Here is a 16,587-nt window from a genome sequence, read left to right as displayed (position 1 = left end):
GCAGTAAAGGGATCCCCACCCCCGGGCCGATTCAGGCTTTGCTGGTAACTAAAGCGGGGGCAGACCCCGGTGCATTTGATGGAGTGAAATGTCTTGGGGTCTGACCCCAATTGATTGGGCTAAACCAGCCGGACAGGCCCCGGATAGCGCCCAACCAGTTCATCAGTGGTAAGCAGCAGGAAGCCTTCTATCTCGGCCTGGGCGACCAGAATGCGATCGAAGGGATCTTTGTGAATGTCTGGAAGGTGGCTGACGGCAAGTGTGTGTTGCGATGATATCGGCAATTCGAGATAGCCGTTATCTACAAGGCCGCGTCTTAGAAGATGGGGATCAACGTGAAAATCGGTTCGGCCCAGGCCATTCTTGATAACCACTTCCCAGAGACTGGCTGCACTGAAATGCAGCCGGTTATTTTCACTGCTGATCAGGTTTGCCGACTCCAGCGGAAGCTTATCCGGCTCGGCCGCTGCCCATAGCAGAATGTGAGTGTCCAGAAGCAGGTTCACGTCAGCCTCCGAACATTTCAATGATTTCGTCCTGCCCCATCCGGTCGAAATCGTCCGGTACTGTAAATTCCCCTGCCATGAAGCCAATCCTTTTCTGCTGACTCTCCTCGGGGGAATCGATAGCCGTTACCCGGGCAACCGGCTTTCCCGCTTTGGCGATGATGAAGGCTTCGCCCTTGGCGGCCCGGGCAACGAGTTGCGATAGGCGGGTTTTTGCTTCGTGCATGTTGACGGATTCCATGGTTGCTCCCTTAGCTTAGTCTGTTTGACTTAGTTTATCATTGGCAAATTGGTTGAGCTACCTATGGTTTGGGGGCTGGCCCGGAGGCGGGGTCCCTTTTCTTTGGAAAAAGAACTCGCTGCGCTCGGACACCTTTTTCTGGCAGAAAAGGGAACCCCGCCTCCAGGCCGATTCAGAACTTGCTGGAAACGTTGGCATTTGTCGGATTACGGCCCTTTGGGCCTAATCCGACCTACGGGGGAGTCATTGAGCCAGGGAGTTGTAGGTCGGATTAGGCAAAGCCGTAATCCGACAAACCCATCCAACGCTTTCTCAAGAATAAAAAAGCCGGGCATTGAGCCCGGCTGTTCTGGTCACTTAACTCGAATCGATCCCTAACCCTGCAGTAGTTGCAACACCTGCTGTGGCCTTGCGTTCGCCTGGGCCAGGACCGAAAGGCCTGCCTGCTGAAGCACCTGGGTGCGGGCGAGTTCGGCGGATTCGGCGGCGAAGTCGGCATCGCGGATGCGGCTGTTGGCGGCGGACAAGTTCTCTGACGTAGTTGCCAGGTTTGCGATAGTTGATTCGAAGCGATTTTGAACGGCGCCGAGTTCTGCGCGGAAACTGTTGATTTTGTCGATTGCATAATCAACATTAATCATTGCAAGGTCGGCACCGTCAGGTGTAGAGATATCGGTATTGTTAAGGGACACTGTATTGGTCGCCGCCGTATATGTTTCGTCGAAGTCGATATCATCGGTGCCGTCGCCGTCCAGATCAGAAGTGAATTGAATTGAAATGTCCTCGCCGAATTGCGATGCAAAGATGATTTCTTCGTTTGTGCGGTCAAGATTTGCTTCAACGCCGGTGTCATTGGACCGTGCATTGATTGCCCCGATGAGGTCGTTAAGCGAGGTTACGTTATCAGCTGTGAAAGACACTCCGTTCACAGTGAAATCTATGGATGCTTCCTCATTTGCGTCGAAATAATCACCCAAAGAACCACCACCTAACTCTAGACTTTGCGTGAAGGTGTTGGCTGGTGAGTCTGCATCTGTCAGGTCAATCGAGGCTTGGAGCATTTCACCGGATTCATTCGTGAAGATCAGCGTATCATTCGTAGCATCTCCTGTTACTGTTATATCGGGAAAAGGAGTAGCGAGTTGAGATTGGATATCTGCTGCCAAATCAGTGACGTCGTTGCCAGCACCGCCCGTGTAGCTGATAGCAACATCGGTCCCATCCAGTGACAGACTGCCAGTTACATTGGTTGTGTAATCAAGACCCAAGGACTCTGTTTCGACCGGTGGAAAGGGCACAATCTGAGAGCTGAAGTTGTTTGTTTGGCCCACTGTCGCGCCGAGTTGGCTACCTCTGGAATCTAGCCCACTAACGCCAATGGTTTCACCCGTATTAGCACCCACCTGAAAGGTTTGAGTTCCGAAAGTGCCATCAAGTACTTTTAAACCATTAAAGGAGGTTTGGCTTGCGATCCGGTTGATTTCCTCAACACGCTGTTGAACTTCCTGATTCAGTGCCTGCCGGTCCGAAATGCTGTTTGTGGCGTTTGCAGACTGTACAGCTAGTTCACGAATCCGCTGAAGGTTGTTGGTAATTTCATCCATTGCACCTTCAGCCGTCTGTGCCAGTGAAATGCCGTCATTGGCATTACGTTGCGCCATGTTCAAGCCAGTTATCTGCGACTGGAACCGTTCAGAAATTGCGAGGCCTGCGGCATCATCCTTGGCAGAGTTGATACGAAGGCCTGATGACAGCCTTTCTAAAGCCACGTTGGCGTCACTTTGCGAGGCATTCAGATTCCGCTGAGCGTTCAGCGATGCGATATTGGTGTTAATGACCTGAGGCATATCTTTTCTCCCTGCTTAGAGATGCCGGTAACCCGGTGCCCGATCAATATGGACGCCTTACCGGCAGGAATTCGTTGAATTGCCGTTTTGCAGGGACTGAAGCGAAGTGCGTGCCAGTTTTCTTAATTTCTGGCTAACGTTATGTTTCTGTTGTTTTTATAGAATTATCGTGGGTTGATTCGTTCGCAGGATGAGGGTTTCCTGGCAATACAAGTCGGAAGGTAATTGCCGCTTTTACAATCCTTTACAAATTCCGTTTAACTTTTTCCTAAAGGATGCGACATGGGCGCCGTTAAGCAGAGCAACAGGGAGGCGTCACCAACTGAAACGGGCGCCACACCTTTTCCATAAAATAACGACACATGTCGAAGGAGAAGCAATATGGCTCTCGGTATTAACACTAACGTGGCTTCACTGTCTGCTCAGAATCAATTGAACAGTTCTCAGAGGCTTAATGATCAAGCGCTGGAGCGTCTGTCTTCTGGCCTGCGGATCAACTCTGCAAAAGACGATGCGGCTGGTCTGGCAATTTCCACTCGCTTTCAGTCGCAGATTTCCGGTCTTAATGTGGCCCAGAGAAATGCTAATGATGGTATTTCATTGGCTCAGACTGCTGAGGGCGCCTTGGATGAATTGACCAACATAGCCCAGCGAATCCGGGACCTTGCTGTTCAGTCTTCGAACGATACCAACTCTACGTCCGACCGAGCTGCTTTGAACGAAGAGGTGTCTCAGTTGGTCGAGGAGGCTGATCGGATTGCCCAGACAACCCAGTTCAACAACCAGAACATTTTGAACGGTGGTCTTGCTGAGCTGCAATTCCAGGTTGGCGCCAATGCTGGCCAGACCATCAGCGTGTCTGGGGTAGATGCTAGTGCGAACGCCCTTGGCAGCACCGTTTTGGGGTCCGAGACTGCTTTAGGTACTGCTGTTGACACTGCTGGTCTTGCAACTGGAGATGTTCTTACTGTTAACGGTAAAACATTTGAGGTCAATGATGCCGACGATTCGGCTGACTTCTCATTTGATTCTGTTGATTCTCTGGTCGACGCTATTAACTCAGCTGATTTCGGCAGTGCTCCCCAAGTTTCCGCTAATCAGTTGGATACTACATCTGCAAAAGTCGCTGGCTTCAATAGCGGGGCGGCGGGCGCTGCAGCAGTGACAATTAACGGTATCGATATTTCGCTCAATGATGGGGCAGGTACCCCTACTAACTTAACGACGGACGCTGCAGTAGAAAAGATTAACGAAAAGTCGCTCCTGACTGGAGTTACAGCAGAAGCGGATGGGAATGACATCACCTTTACGCAGGCTGGAGGTAAATCCTTTACTTTCGCGACTGCAAATGCCGCTGATTTCACAGCTGACTATACCACTGAGACTACGTTCGAGGCAGGTATCGAGCTTAGAGTGAATGGCGGTGATACAGATGCCTTAACGATTAGTAGCACCGGAACGATCGCCGCTGCTTCTGGTCTTGGTTTGGATTCTGCGAACACCGTCGGGCGATCGCTCAGTAATATTTCTGTTTCCGATAGAAGCAATGCAAGCGATGCCATTCGCACAATTGACGGAGTGTTGGATCAGATCAATGGTATTCGGGGTGAGCTTGGTGCCGTCCAGAACCGCTTTGAGTCTACTATCGCAAACCTGGCAACCACCTCAGAAAACCTGAGCGCCGCCAACAGCCGTATCCTGGACGCAGACTTCGCCGCAGAAACTGCAAAGCTTTCTAAGTCCCAGGTGCTGCAGCAGGCCGGTATCTCCGTACTGGCACAGGCCAACGCACGGCCTCAGCAGGTTCTGTCCCTCCTGCAGTAATCGGGGCATAGCGGTAAAAACCGGGGCTTTCGGGGCCCGGTTTAACGCCGTTTGAGGATAGCGAGGTGAGCTATGAATGACGTTAACCTGAACAGCCCGGATCTCAAGCTGGTTCGCTCCAGTGATCAGACACCGGTAAGGGCAATGTCGTCATCTCAGGCCGAAGGCAGGAATGCCTCAGCCCAGGTTGCACCTTCATCGGCTGGCCGTGCGGACCGTGCGCAGTCTCCCAGTCAGGCCCCCAATCAGGCTGAGCAGCCTTCGAAAGCCGAGCGGCTTGAGAAGCGCAACGAAGTCCAGCGGGAGCAACTGGATGACGCGGTGTCGCAACTGAACGACTTTGTTCAGAACGTCCAGCGGGATCTGCAGTTTGAGGTGGATAATGACTTGGGGCAGACGATCGTAAAAGTGGTCGATCAGTCTACCCGGGAAGTGATCCGGCAGATTCCGGATGAGGTTGCATTGAGGTTGGCAGAGAATTTGCAGCAGGATGAACCGCTGACGTTGTTTAACATCAAGGTGTGAGGGCTTGCCGCTTTTATAGCTGATGTGAATGACGGGATTTCAGCACCGCCGCACCTGAGAAGGGCCGGCGGTGTTCTGCGTTTTGGGGAAGTTAATAGGTTAGTTACGTGGTGTTACAAAAAGGCAGGGAGAAAGGGCAAAGTTTTGCCGCCTTTTGCCGATAAACTGTACAGAAGCGATTTTCGCTCCCTTGAGGAGACAGGGTTATGTCAATTTCATCATTAGGCATTGGTTCCGGCGTTCTGACCTCTGATCTGGTGGATCAGTTGGTTGCTGCCGAGCGCAAACCGACTGAGAACCGCCTGACGCAGAAGACTGAGCAGACAGAGGCGCTTTTGTCTGCCTATGGCAAGCTTCGCAGTGCTGTAACCGAGCTGCGCCTGCCCATGCGTCAACTCAGCGCACCGGATAACCTGAAGGCCTTTTCTGCGTCCTCATCCAACGAAGCGATTGGCGTGTCGGTTGACAGCGCCAAGGCTAACCGTGGCACCTATAGTGTGGATGTGACCAGCCTGGCCAGTGCCCAGGCATTGGCTTCCAACGATGTATTTGACGATCGTGATTCGACCAGTGTGGGCCAGGGTACTCTGACGCTTAATGTTGGGGATAAGATAACCAATGTCACCATCGACAGCAGCAACGATACCCTGCAAGGGCTTGCGAATGCCATCAACGACTCCGATGCGGGTGTGTCGGCAGGTGTGATCGATACTGGTAGCGGGTTCCAGTTGGTCCTGTCTGCCGATGAAACAGGAACCGCCAATGCTGTCAGTATTTCGGTGTCCGGCGATTCGGGTGGCACGGATACGGATGCTGAGGGCCTCTCCCGTTTTGCTTTTAACAGCGGAATGGATGCTGGTGCGGGGCTGCAGCAGACAATTGCCGCCACCGATGCGGTGATGAAGATCAATGGGGTCGAGATTACTCGTTCGACCAACAGTTTTGAGAATGTCATCGATGGCCTGACCTTCGACATTACGGGTACCGGTACCTCTACCATTAAGGTGGAGCAGGATCTGGGAGCGGTGGCAGATCGGGTTCAGGGGTTTGTTGATAAGTTCAACTCTCTGCAGTCAACGATCGATAGCCTTGCAGGCTTTAATGCAGAAGCCGGTAGAGGAAGCTTGCTTACCGGTGACAGTACTGTTCGTGGCATCCAGAACCAGTTGCGCCAGGTATTGACCCGTGTTGTACCCGGCCTTGAAAACTCCAGTGTTCGGAGCCTCGCGGATGTTGGTATCACTACCAATTTTGAAACTGGCGGGCTTGAGTTTGACCGGACGAAATTTGAGGAGCAGCTCAAGAACAATCCGGACGATGTTACCGCGCTGTTTGCAGAGCAGGGGCGTGCAACTGATAGCCAGGTAGAGTTTGTTCGTAGCGGCACCGCCACTCAGCCGGGTACCTATGACATTAACGTCACACAGGCAGCCTCTCAGGGAAACCTTCTCGCCAATAGTGCCCTGGCTGACGGCATTGTGATTGATGGCAGTAATGACGAACTGACATTGCAGCTCAACGGTGAAACGTCTGTCAGCCTGCAGCTGACCCAACAGACCTACACAACCGCCCAGGATCTGGTGGATGAGATTCAGTCTCAGCTTAACGCCAATAATGCTCTCAATGCTGCGGGCACGTCTGTGAAGGCTGAGCTTGATGGGAGCGGCAATCTGAGCTTCACCTCGTCGAAGTATGGTAGTGACTCTGTGGTCTCTCTTACTTCTGCGGAAAATGCCGCCACCTTTGGACTGGATTCGGTTACCAATACTGCAGGTGTGGATGTTGCCGGCACGATTGACGGCCGTGCAGCGGAAGGTGACGGGCAGGTACTATTCCTCAGTAGTGGGAATGGCGATGCTTCGGGCCTGCAGGCTCGGATTCTCGGCGATGCAACGGGCAGTCGAGGATCTATCACCTTTATTGAAGGTGTGGCCGAGCGCACTGTTAACCTGGTTTCCAATTTTGTCGGCGCCGATGGAGCCCTCGAGTCCAGGACTGACAGCCTGAACCGGGAACTGGAGCAGATCCAGGAGAATCGGGTCCGGCTTGAAGAGCGGATTGAGTCTTATCGCGAGCGCCTGGTCAGCCAGTTTTCAGCTGCGGATTCGCTGATATCACAACTGAACAGCACTCGGGACTATGTCACCCAGCAGCTTGCAGCATTGGCGCCACAGAATAATCGCAGTAATAATTGATAATTATTGCTTGAAGAGTGAACAAAGAGGTCACCTATGAACGGTTTACAGGCATACCAGCGCGTTAATACCCAAACAAGCATCACCGATGCGGACCCACACAAATTGATCCAACTGCTTTATAACGGAGCCCTTGAGCGCATCAACATGGCCAAGGCCAGGATGCAGGCGAAGGACTTCGAGGGCAAAGGGAAGCTGATCTCCAAGGCTGTCGAAATCATCGGAGGCCTGCGTGGCTTCCTGGATTTCGAGAAAGGAGGCGATCTGGCGGTGCGCCTGGAGTCACTCTATGACTACATGGAGCGTACACTGTTCGAGGCGAACGCCAAAAATGACGTTGCCAAGCTTGATGAAGTAGCTGACCTGCTCCGTTCCATCAAGGATGGCTGGGACGGCATCCGCGAAGAGGCTACTTCGCTGCAACAGCAGGCTGTGTGATTCGGTTTGGTTACCCGGTTTCCGGTTCTGATTGCCGGATGCATTCTGGTTGCGACTCTGATCGCAGGTCTTCCTTCCGTCTCTGCAGCAGGGGTGGAGGAGGAAGTTGTTACCTTTGCTATCCCCGATGTCTGGCCCTGGGCCTACGAGGGCGATAACGGCGAGCCTCAGGGCAGCCTTGTCGAGGTCGCCGAGAGGCTTTCTGAATTGACCGGTATTCCTGTTGTTCCCAGGCTAAGGCCACAGAGACGAGCCATTGTGGAGCTTCGCAATGGGACTGCGAATTTCACCATTCTGTTCCAGAATCCGCAACTGGATGTTGAGGCAATCAATGTCATATCTGTGACCCGGGTGAATATTCTGCTGGCCGCAATGGCCGAGTCTGAGTACCCGCTCACGCTGAGTGAGTTGAAAGGAAGGCGTGTGGCGTATATTCGGGGGACGTATCTCGGGGAGGCTTTTGAGCGGGATGCGGACGTTGTGAAGGTGCCGGTGACCGCCATCAGTCAGGCGGTGGAGTTGCTTTCCCTTGGGCGGATTTCAGCGATACTCGCCAGTGATCACAACATCTACCGTACCCTGTCGTCACTGAACCTGAACCGGGACCTGTTGCGATATCATGAACATGTGCCTGGTCAGGTGGGCACGCTCTATATGTCCCGGGCCGCAAGCCGGCCTGAGGCAGCGAGCAGGTTCAGCGAGGCTGTTCAGCAGATGGAAGCCGATGGTGAGCTCCACCGGATTTTCTATGGTAGGGCCATAAACGCAGGCCAACCCAAAACCCTCCTTTCCTCTCAATAGCCATTCCCCCCGCTGTCCCGTACAATATGCGGCTTATTTTCGATACATCCATTCTGTTCAGTCTGGAGCAAGGGCATGTCTGATATTAAAAAGGTGGTGCTGGCCTATTCCGGTGGCCTGGATACCTCGGTAATCGTTCGCTGGTTGCAGGATACCTATGAGTGTGAGGTGGTAACCTTTACCGCCGACATCGGCCAGGGCGAGGAAGTGGAACCGGCGCGCGAGAAGGCCAAGGCGTTGGGCGTTAATGAAATCTACATCGAGGACCTGCGCGAGGAGTTCGTGCGGGATTACGTGTTCCCGATGTTCCGCGCCAATACCATCTATGAGGGGGAGTACCTGCTGGGTACGTCCATCGCACGCCCGCTGATCTCCCGTCGCCTGATCGAGATTGCCAATGAAACCGGCGCCGATGCCATTTCCCACGGCGCGACCGGCAAGGGCAACGACCAGGTTCGCTTCGAGCTGGGCGCCTATGCCCTGAAGCCGGGTGTGAAGGTAATTGCTCCCTGGCGCGAGTGGGATCTGAACTCCCGCGAGAAGCTGCTGGCCTATTGTGACGAGCGCAACATTCCGGTGGAGAAGAAAAAGGGCAAGTCCCCTTACTCCATGGACGCCAACCTGCTGCACATTTCCTACGAAGGCATGAACCTGGAAGATCCCTGGGCGGAAGCCGAGGAAGACATGTGGCGCTGGAGTGTGTCTCCGGAAGCAGCTCCGGACACGCCGACTTACGTTGAGGTGACCTACAAGAAAGGCGACATCGTGGCCATCGATGGTCAGGAGATGAAGCCTCATGTTGTGCTGGAGACCCTGAACAAGCTGGCGGGTGATAACGGTATTGGCCGGCTGGATATCGTTGAGAACCGTTATGTGGGCATGAAGTCCCGTGGCTGTTACGAAACTCCGGGCGGTACCGTGATGTTGCGTGCCCACCGTGCCATTGAGTCCATTACTCTGGACCGCGAAGTGGCGCACCTGAAGGACAGCATCATGCCGCGTTATGCGGAGGTGATTTACAACGGTTACTGGTGGTCGCCGGAGCGTGAGGCGCTGCAGGCATTGATTGATCAGACCCAGAACTATGTGAATGGTACCGTGCGTCTGAAGCTCTATAAGGGCAATGTGGATGTGGTCGGGCGGAAGTCTGACGATTCGCTCTTTGATGAGAAGATTGCGACCTTTGAGGAAGATCAGGGGGCGTATGACCAGAAGGATGCGGAAGGCTTTATCAAGCTGAATGCATTGCGCCTGCGGATTGCGGCTGGCAAGGGGCGTAAGCTTTAAAGTCTGGATTTGTGCCTGAGCAAGGCCGGTACAGGTTCCCAGAAAACGCCCGTGAATACATCCATGTAGGGCTCGGTCGCGCCATCCTTGGCGCTCCACGTTTCTGGGAACCTGTACCGGCCCTGCTCGTTCCGGCTTTGCTCTATTCCTCTTTTAACTGACGGAACTCACCTGGGGTCTTTCCCGTTTCTGCTTTGAACTTCCTGTGGAACGATGTTGTTTCGCTGTATCCCAACCTCAACGCTATTTCCGGTATTCCCAGGTCGCTGTTGGCCAGAAAATCCTCGGCCATGGCTTGTCTGACCTCGTCCAGTAGTTGCTGATAGGAAACCCCTTCCTGGCTGAGCTTGCGCTGTAGTGTGCGGCTGGTCATGCCCAGGTGGTCGGCGACCATGTCCTGGCGGGTGATGCCGTGCATGAGCTGTTTGCGGATGCTGTTTTTGACCCTGTGGGTGAGGGCGGTGTCGGTTTCCAGGGTGGCGAGTTGGCTCAGGGCGTGGGCTTCCAGTGTTTTCCTCAGCAGCGGGTCGGGCTGGCGCAAGGGGGTATTCAGCAGGTCTTTGTGCAGCACGATCGCGTCTTCACCGGCACGGAATCGGACCGGGCAGCCCCAGCGTTCGCTGTAGGCGCTTTCCAGTTCCGGTCCGGGAGAGGGGTGTTCCAGGAGCACTTCCACCGGGGAGGCGGTGGTGTTGTCCGCCAGCCAGCGGGCGTAGTTGATCCAGGAGGCAAAGACGTTATCCACCATGTGGGGCCGGACGACCGGGTCGGTGTAGTTGCAGGCCCAGACCAGTTTGATGTGATTACCGTTGCCCGCCAGTTGTGTGGTGCCCATATCACCGACCAGTTTTTCGAATGGGGCAATACGCGCCACGGCCTCGCCCAGTGTGGCGGAGCTCATGGTGATGTACCCGAGAACGCTGTAGGAGCCGGGCTGTACGAAATCACCGGTTTCCAGGCCTAGAATGGGGCTGTTGGTTTCCTCTACCAAAAGCCGGATAAACGCCTGGAACTGTTCCCCGTTTAAACGCCCGTCATCGGTTTTGAGAATCGATGAATCGAGCCCGGCTTTTTTGAATAGCAGAACGGTATCAATGCCACGGGCGTCGGCGGCGCGAACGTATTGTCTGAGGGCGGCAACAGAGGCGGTTCCGAGGGTCTTCATGGTTACGGCAACTTCTTGGGTGGTTGTTGACAGAAGTATACCGGAGTTTGAAATGAAAAAAGCCAGCTAAAAAGCTGGCTTAAAAACAAGGAAAGAACGAAAGTGCCTGAAAAATTCGTTAATTCTGCGGACTTTCCCCATTTGGCGGCGGAGGTACAACTCGGCTCCTCCGCCATGGGGGATACTGCTTAAATCCACAATTTCAGAATAGGGCTTTCGGCGGGGGAAGTCTGTTTGTGATGTGTGTCGCAGTGTTACTGAATGTGTATTCAGAGTAGGGGGAGCAAGTGGATCATGTTGTCGGATTACGCTTCGCTAATCCGACCTACGGGTGGCAAGAACTTCAACATGGGATGTAGGTCGGATTAGCGAAGCGTAATCCGACAACCCGATTCAAACTTTCTCCCCAATCTCCGGCCTCGTCTCCGTAAACCGCCGCGTCTCATACGCATCCACCAATCCCTGAACCGCCGCCCGCTCCATCTCCTGTACAGAAGGCGTGCCATGCTGTGCATCGGCCCGGCAAAGCACCATTCCCGCCTCGACGGAAATATAACCCGCCGTGGTCTTCAGGGCCTTGTGGTTGATGCCGTCGAACACGCGCCGGAAGGCGGTTGTGGAGCAGTGGTCGCTGTTGGGGAAGTGGGCAATGATGGCGTACTGGTTGTCGCCCACACGGCACAGGGAATCCATGGGCCGGATCAGGTGGCTGAGGCGGCGGGCAATGCCCACGGCCAGTTCGCTCATCACTGAAGGGGCATGCTTGCGTTTGAGATCCTGCCAGTTGCGGATGCCGCACAGTACATAGGCAGAGGTTCCACCCCTGGATTCAGCCTGGCGTAAACACTTGCCAAGCTTGTCACGGGAGTAGCGGTTGTTGCACAGGCCGGTTTCCAGATCGATGATGCTGCTGTTTTCCAGTTCCCGGTTGTTTTCGATCAGCAGGGAATTGGCTTTCAGCAGGGTGTTCTGGCGATCCGCCATACGGTCGGCCGCGAAGATCCGGGGGATCAGCTGTTTGGTCATGTCCGACTTGTAGATGAAGTCGTCCACACCGCGGTCGAAGGCTTCTGACAGGGCCTCGACACTCTCGCGGGCGGTAAGCAGGATCACATAGGTGTAGTGATTGTTCTGCTCGTCCTGCTGGCGAACCTGGTCAGTCAGTTCCAGCCCGTCCATCTCCGGCATCAGCCAGTCAGCGATCAGTACGCTCACCGGGCGCTGGTCGATAAACTCCAGGGCGGCGGGTGCATTGTTAGCGATTCGTACGTCACGGTATCCTGCATTGCGGAGGGTGCGGCCCACCACCATGCTGCTGAATTTGGCGTCGTCTACCACGAGAATGGGAAGGTCAAGATTTGGCATTGTTATCTACTACTCACCAGTCCATTGTCAGATGCGGTGCCGCCCCGGTCTTGGTATGCTTTGGCACCTTATAAAACCAGAGTGCAACGAGAAGGGCATCAGTATAGCGTTTTGTGCGTGCCCTGACGTGGATAAATGTAAAAAGTGAGAACACATCATGCCTTCTTTTGACATCGTTTCTGAAATCGACATGCACGAAGTCACCAATGCGGTGGACCAGGCCAAGCGCGAGCTGGGCAACCGCTGGGACTTCAAGAACGTGGAAGCGGATATCGAACTCGACGACAAGGGCATTACCATCAGCGCCGAGCAGGAGTTCCAGCTGGAACAGTTGATGGACATGCTGAGAATGGCCTTTGCCAAGCGTGATATTGATGCCCGGGCATTGGCTGAAAATGGCGAGAGCAAGTCCGGCAAACTGGTCAAACAGCACCTGCAGCTGAAGCAGGGCATCGAGACCGATATGGCCAAGAAGATCGTCAAGATGATCAAGGATGGCAAGCTGAAGGTTCAGGCCAGCATTGAAGGTGACAAGGTCCGGGTAAAAGGTAAGAAGCGTGACGACCTGCAGACGGCGATTGCGCTGTTGAAGGAAGCCGAGCTGGATATCCCGCTGCAATTCAACAATTTCCGCGACTGACCCGGGGGCTGAGCCATCTTATCCGGCACCAACCTGGCGCTGCTCAGGGAAACTGTTTACACCTACACCCGCTGGCAGGTTATTGCGCTTCTGTTCCTGGGCTTTTCCGCAGGCCTGCCATTCCTGCTGGTCTTCTCCACGCTGAATGCGCGGCTGGCGGATGTCGGGGTGGAAACGGCCACTATCGGGTTTTTCAGCTGGCTGGGGATTACCTATTCCATCAAGGTGTTCTGGGCCCCGGTGGTCGACCGGGTAAAGCTGCCCCTCCTGGATAGACTTCTCGGCAAGCGGCGTAGCTGGATACTGCTGGCGCAGGCAGGCATCGCCACCGGCCTGTACCTGATGGCCCACGTGAATGCCACCGTTGCGCCGGAAATGATGGCGCTTTGCGGCCTGTTGGTTGCCTTCTCTTCCGCTACCCAGGACGTGGCGATTGATGCCTACCGGATCGAGATTGCGGAGGAGCGCCTGCAGGCGGCGCTGGCTGCCACCTATATATTTGGCTATCGCCTGGCATTGCTGGTGGCCGGAGCCGGCGCTCTCTACCTGGCGGAATTCTGGTCCTGGCAGGTTTCCTACGAAGTAATGGCATTGCTGGTGGGCGTGGGTATGGCGACCGTGCTGATTGTGCGGGAGCCCGCGGTCAATCACTTCGCCGCTGCCCAGGACATTGCTGACAAGATCGAACACGAGGCCAGCAAACGAACCCACCTGAACCCACGGCTGGCGAGGTTTATTGGCTGGTTCTATGCGGCAGTGGCAGGGCCGTTTCTTGATTTCTTCCGGCGTTACAAGGAACTGGCGGTCCTGATTCTGGTGATGGTGGCGGTGTACCGCATATCCGATATTGCCATGGGCGTGATGGCCAATCCCTTCTATCTGGACTTTATGGGCTTCTCCAAAACCCAGGTGGCGGACGTGACCAAGATCTTCGGCTTCTTCATGACCATCGCCGGCTCCCTGATAGGCGGTGTAATGGTGGTGCGCTATGGTGTTCGCAAGATATTGCTCACCGGCGCCATCATGACGGCGGCCACCAACCTGTTGTTTGTGGTTCTGGCGCAGTACCCGCCTAACATTGCCACCCTGGCGCTGGTGGTCAGTGCCGATAACCTCAGCGGCGGCATCGCCAACGTGGCACTGATCGCCTGGCTGTCGAGCATGACCAGTGCCGCTTTCACGGCAACCCAGTACGCGCTGTTCAGCTCACTGATGACGTTGCCCGGTAAATTCATTGGCGGCTTCTCCGGCATCGTGGTGGCCGGCTTCGGGTACGGTGAGTTTTTCCTGGTGGCGGGACTGATGGGCATACCCGCCATACTGCTAGCCTGGTTCATGATCCGCCAGGGTGAACGCCTGGATGCCCTGGCGCCCCGTAACGAAGAAGCCGAGGAAGAACCCCGTAGGTCGGATTAGGCCCAAAGGGCCGTAATCCGACATCTGTCTGATAGCCTGATGGCTTCGGTGGCTGGCCCGGCGGTGGGGGTACCTGTTCTTTGGAAAAAGAACTCGCTTCGCTCAGACATCTTTTTCTGGCAGAAAAGGTACCCCCACCCCCGGGCCGATTCCGGCTTTGCGGGTAACGTTGGTATTTGTCGGATTACGGCTTTGCCTAATCCGACCTACGTGGGAAGTATTGGCCTGCGGAGTCGTAGGTCGGATTAGGCGTAGCCGTAATCCGACAACCCAAACCTAAACCAAACTCCAAAACCCTATGACCGAACCCACAAAAGACCAGAAAATCTGGCAAGTCGTCGCCGCCATCCCCGCCGGCCGGGTGGCGAGTTACGGCCAGGTCGCCGATATGGCGGGCCTTGGGCGACAGGCCCGGTACATTGGCAGGGCCCTGGGCAAGTTACCTGAAGGCCATTCCATTCCTTGGTATCGGGTGATCCGAAGCAATGGGCAGATTGCCTTTCCCATTGGGAGTGAGGCGTTTGAGGTTCAGGCTCAGAGTTTGCGGGAGGAGGGGGTTGTGGTTGTTGATGGTCGGGTTTCGATGCGTGAGTTTGGGTGGCGGCCGTAGGTTTGGGGGGTGATCGGGTTGATGTCGGATTACGGCCCGTTGGGCCTAATCCGACCTACCGCAATGGATTCATGTAGGTCGGATTAGCGAAGCGTAATCCGACAACTCACAGGCTTACTCGCTCCCAATCCCCTCAAGCTCTGCTTCGTCAATCCCCCAATCCACCGGCAAAATCCCCTTCCTCACAAACCGATGAAAACTGGAATACGGCCAGTCAACGGCACGTGCCACATAGCCGTGTTTCACTGGGTTGTAATGGACATAGTCAACATGCCGGTTGAAGTCGTTTTCGTCCCGGATGGTGTGTTCCCAGTAGCGTTTTTGCCAAAGTGATTTTGACCTGCCGGTTTTATCCTGTGAATGCCGGTGAAAGCTGTTGGTGAATCCCCCTTTGATCAGGCGCCACCGAGTTGAGTAGTTGGTGTCGCCTGCCGGCAGAGTCCAGATGCAGTGGATGTGGTCGGGGAGGACGACCATGGCGTCTATGGTGAAGGGGTGGCGGTTGATTACCGACCGGAGAGTGGTTCTCAGGCGTTGGACGGCGGTGGGGTTGTTGAAGAGTGGGGTGCGGTTGGCGGTTACAACGGTGAAGAAGTAGGTGCCGCCAGGATGGCGGTTGCGGCGGTAGTTCATCATACGTCCTTGTATGGGTTGGTGGTGTTTTTGGATTTTTGGTGGTTGTCTTCGGGAATTGTCGGATTACGGCTTTGCCTAATCCGACAATTGTCAACGTTACCAGCAAAGTCTGGTCGGTCCGGGGGTGGGGGTATCTTTTCTGCCAGAAAAAGGTGTCTGAGCGAAGCGAGTTCTTTTTCCAAAGAAAAGATACTTCCACCCCCGGGCCAGCCCCAATGACCGCAGGCTAAGGTTGTCGGATTACGGCTCGTTGAGCCTAATCCGACCTACAGGCGAAGTGCGCCATCGACCTCGAGCATGCGTCCGGACATGTAGTCATTCTCGAAGATGAACGCGGCGGCGGAGGCGATTTCTTCTGGCTTGCCCATGCGTTTGAGGGGGATGCCAGCGGTCATTTTCTCCAGGGCTTCGGGTTTCATGGAGGCGGTCATTGCGGTTTCGATGAATCCCGGTGCGATGCCCATGCAGCGGATGCCATAGCGGGCGAGTTCCTTGGCCCAGACCGGAACCAGTGCCGACACGCCGGCCTTGGCGGCGGAATAGTTGCTCTGGCCCATGTTGCCGGCGCGGGCAATGGAGGCGATATTGATGATCACACCTTCGTCGCCGGTCCTGATCATCTGCGTAGCAGCTTCACGACCGCACAGGAAAACCCCGGTCAGGTTCACATCGATCACCGCCTGCCACTGGGACAGTTCCATGCGCTTTTCCACCTGGCCATCCTTCACCTTCACCAGCAGACCATCCCGCAGAATGCCGGCGTTGTTGATGAGGCCGTTCAGGTGCCCGAAATCCGCCACGATGGATTCAAACGTCTTCTCCACGTCTTCTTCCTTCGCCACGTTGCATACGTAAGTCCTGGCCTCTCCGCCGGCTTTTCTGCAGGCTTCAGCAGCTTCGTCCAGCGTCTCGGGCATGAGGTCAATCAGTGCCACGCGGGCGCCTCTGGCAGCCAGATATTCGCCCATGGCACGGCCCAATCCCTGGCCGCCACCGGTGATTGCGATCACGGAATCTTGAAGTTTCATGTTTTGCCCTAAGGTAATGAATGAACAAGCGAGGCGAGTATACCAGAGCTTTTTGGCGCCGCC

General features: G+C 55.0%; 16 protein-coding genes. 9 read left to right on the top strand and 7 right to left on the bottom strand.

The window, feature by feature from the left end; translation table 11 throughout:
* Positions 1-119: 119 nt before the first annotated feature.
* From QPM17_RS03315 to QPM17_RS03305, 3 genes are all read right to left on the bottom strand, one after another.
* A complete protein-coding gene (locus QPM17_RS03315; RefSeq protein ID WP_285388716.1) occupies positions 120-506 on the bottom strand; it encodes a type II toxin-antitoxin system VapC family toxin in 387 nt (128 codons plus the stop codon).
* Position 507: 1 nt separating this feature from the next.
* Positions 508-747: a type II toxin-antitoxin system Phd/YefM family antitoxin gene (locus QPM17_RS03310; protein ID WP_285388713.1), complete on the bottom strand. Its 240-nt coding sequence runs from the start codon at positions 745-747 to the stop codon at positions 508-510.
* 374 nt (positions 748-1,121) lie between these two features.
* Positions 1,122-2,594 carry a flagellin gene (locus QPM17_RS03305; RefSeq protein WP_285388710.1) on the bottom strand — a complete coding sequence of 491 codons (1,473 nt, stop codon included), beginning with the start codon at positions 2,592-2,594 and terminating at the stop codon, positions 1,122-1,124.
* Between the two features lie 381 nt (positions 2,595-2,975).
* On the opposite strand from QPM17_RS03305, the gene QPM17_RS03300 reads away from it, so the two are divergent.
* The 6 genes from QPM17_RS03300 to QPM17_RS03275 all read left to right on the top strand — a co-directional run bounded on the left by QPM17_RS03300 (position 2,976) and on the right by QPM17_RS03275 (position 9,664).
* Positions 2,976-4,418, top strand: coding sequence for a flagellin N-terminal helical domain-containing protein (locus QPM17_RS03300; protein WP_285388708.1), 1,443 nt, complete (start codon positions 2,976-2,978; stop codon positions 4,416-4,418).
* A gap of 72 nt (positions 4,419-4,490) precedes the next feature.
* Positions 4,491-4,943: a flagellar protein FlaG gene (locus QPM17_RS03295; protein WP_285388706.1), complete on the top strand. Its 453-nt coding sequence runs from the start codon at positions 4,491-4,493 to the stop codon at positions 4,941-4,943.
* A 206-nt stretch (positions 4,944-5,149) separates the two neighbouring features.
* Complete coding sequence (gene fliD, locus QPM17_RS03290) at positions 5,150-7,138, top strand: flagellar filament capping protein FliD (RefSeq protein ID WP_285388704.1); 1,989 nt, start codon at positions 5,150-5,152, stop codon at positions 7,136-7,138.
* 36 nt (positions 7,139-7,174) lie between these two features.
* On the top strand, positions 7,175-7,576 hold the full coding sequence (gene fliS / locus QPM17_RS03285; RefSeq protein ID WP_285388702.1) for a flagellar export chaperone FliS: 402 nt from the start codon (positions 7,175-7,177) through the stop codon (positions 7,574-7,576).
* Between the two features lie 6 nt (positions 7,577-7,582).
* Positions 7,583-8,377 (top strand): substrate-binding periplasmic protein, encoded by a 795-nt coding sequence (locus QPM17_RS03280; RefSeq protein WP_285388701.1) that lies wholly within the window; start codon positions 7,583-7,585, stop codon positions 8,375-8,377.
* A gap of 75 nt (positions 8,378-8,452) precedes the next feature.
* On the top strand, positions 8,453-9,664 hold the full coding sequence (locus QPM17_RS03275) for an argininosuccinate synthase (RefSeq protein WP_285388700.1): 1,212 nt from the start codon (positions 8,453-8,455) through the stop codon (positions 9,662-9,664).
* 142 nt (positions 9,665-9,806) lie between these two features.
* Here the strand turns inward: QPM17_RS03275 and QPM17_RS03270 are convergent, their stop codons facing one another.
* Complete coding sequence (locus QPM17_RS03270) at positions 9,807-10,829, bottom strand: AraC family transcriptional regulator (protein WP_285388698.1); 1,023 nt, start codon at positions 10,827-10,829, stop codon at positions 9,807-9,809.
* 393 nt (positions 10,830-11,222) lie between these two features.
* Positions 11,223-12,194, bottom strand: coding sequence for a response regulator (locus tag QPM17_RS03265; RefSeq protein WP_285388695.1), 972 nt, complete (start codon positions 12,192-12,194; stop codon positions 11,223-11,225).
* Between the two features lie 157 nt (positions 12,195-12,351).
* Between QPM17_RS03265 and QPM17_RS03260 the strand changes: the two genes are divergently transcribed.
* The 3 genes from QPM17_RS03260 (at position 12,352) to QPM17_RS03250 (ending at position 14,860) form a co-directional block, all read left to right on the top strand.
* The gene (locus tag QPM17_RS03260; RefSeq protein ID WP_285388693.1) at positions 12,352-12,834 is read left to right on the top strand and encodes a YajQ family cyclic di-GMP-binding protein; all 483 of its coding nucleotides are present in this window, start codon (positions 12,352-12,354) and stop codon (positions 12,832-12,834) included.
* A gap of 15 nt (positions 12,835-12,849) precedes the next feature.
* Positions 12,850-14,250, top strand: a complete 1,401-nt coding sequence (locus tag QPM17_RS03255) for an AmpG family muropeptide MFS transporter (protein WP_422732719.1) — start codon at positions 12,850-12,852, stop codon at positions 14,248-14,250.
* A 298-nt stretch (positions 14,251-14,548) separates the two neighbouring features.
* The gene (locus tag QPM17_RS03250; protein WP_285388691.1) at positions 14,549-14,860 is read left to right on the top strand and encodes an MGMT family protein; all 312 of its coding nucleotides are present in this window, start codon (positions 14,549-14,551) and stop codon (positions 14,858-14,860) included.
* A 114-nt stretch (positions 14,861-14,974) separates the two neighbouring features.
* Here the strand turns inward: QPM17_RS03250 and QPM17_RS03245 are convergent, their stop codons facing one another.
* Together QPM17_RS03245 and QPM17_RS03240 are read right to left on the bottom strand one after the other, a co-directional pair.
* Positions 14,975-15,496 carry an REP-associated tyrosine transposase gene (locus QPM17_RS03245; RefSeq protein ID WP_285388688.1) on the bottom strand — a complete coding sequence of 174 codons (522 nt, stop codon included), beginning with the start codon at positions 15,494-15,496 and terminating at the stop codon, positions 14,975-14,977.
* A gap of 266 nt (positions 15,497-15,762) precedes the next feature.
* On the bottom strand, positions 15,763-16,524 hold the full coding sequence (locus QPM17_RS03240) for an SDR family oxidoreductase (RefSeq protein ID WP_285388686.1): 762 nt from the start codon (positions 16,522-16,524) through the stop codon (positions 15,763-15,765).
* Positions 16,525-16,587 lie beyond the last annotated feature (63 nt).

The sequence above is a fragment of the Marinobacter azerbaijanicus genome (assembly GCF_030250645.1).
Classification (GTDB): Bacteria; Pseudomonadota; Gammaproteobacteria; order Pseudomonadales; family Oleiphilaceae; genus Marinobacter; species Marinobacter azerbaijanicus.
Note: the sequence above shows the minus strand (reverse complement) of the source record. Positions and strands in the feature narration are given on the sequence as shown.

Excerpts from the sequence above, each read along its gene's own strand:
- QPM17_RS03260 (WP_285388693.1), top strand. The coding sequence starts at position 12,352 with ATGCCTTCTTTTGACATCGTTTCTGAAATCGACATGCACGAAGTCACC.
- QPM17_RS03270 (WP_285388698.1), bottom strand. The coding sequence starts at position 10,829 with ATGAAGACCCTCGGAACCGCCTCTGTTGCCGCCCTCAGACAATACGTT.
- QPM17_RS03245 (WP_285388688.1), bottom strand. The coding sequence starts at position 15,496 with ATGATGAACTACCGCCGCAACCGCCATCCTGGCGGCACCTACTTCTTC.
- QPM17_RS03300 (WP_285388708.1), top strand. The coding sequence starts at position 2,976 with ATGGCTCTCGGTATTAACACTAACGTGGCTTCACTGTCTGCTCAGAAT.
- QPM17_RS03240 (WP_285388686.1), bottom strand. The coding sequence starts at position 16,524 with ATGAAACTTCAAGATTCCGTGATCGCAATCACCGGTGGCGGCCAGGGA.
- QPM17_RS03310 (WP_285388713.1), bottom strand. The coding sequence starts at position 747 with ATGGAATCCGTCAACATGCACGAAGCAAAAACCCGCCTATCGCAACTC.
- QPM17_RS03275 (WP_285388700.1), top strand. The coding sequence starts at position 8,453 with ATGTCTGATATTAAAAAGGTGGTGCTGGCCTATTCCGGTGGCCTGGAT.
- QPM17_RS03250 (WP_285388691.1), top strand. The coding sequence starts at position 14,549 with ATGACCGAACCCACAAAAGACCAGAAAATCTGGCAAGTCGTCGCCGCC.
- QPM17_RS03305 (WP_285388710.1), bottom strand. The coding sequence starts at position 2,594 with ATGCCTCAGGTCATTAACACCAATATCGCATCGCTGAACGCTCAGCGG.
- fliD (WP_285388704.1), top strand. The coding sequence starts at position 5,150 with ATGTCAATTTCATCATTAGGCATTGGTTCCGGCGTTCTGACCTCTGAT.
- QPM17_RS03295 (WP_285388706.1), top strand. The coding sequence starts at position 4,491 with ATGAATGACGTTAACCTGAACAGCCCGGATCTCAAGCTGGTTCGCTCC.
- QPM17_RS03265 (WP_285388695.1), bottom strand. The coding sequence starts at position 12,194 with ATGCCAAATCTTGACCTTCCCATTCTCGTGGTAGACGACGCCAAATTC.
- fliS (WP_285388702.1), top strand. The coding sequence starts at position 7,175 with ATGAACGGTTTACAGGCATACCAGCGCGTTAATACCCAAACAAGCATC.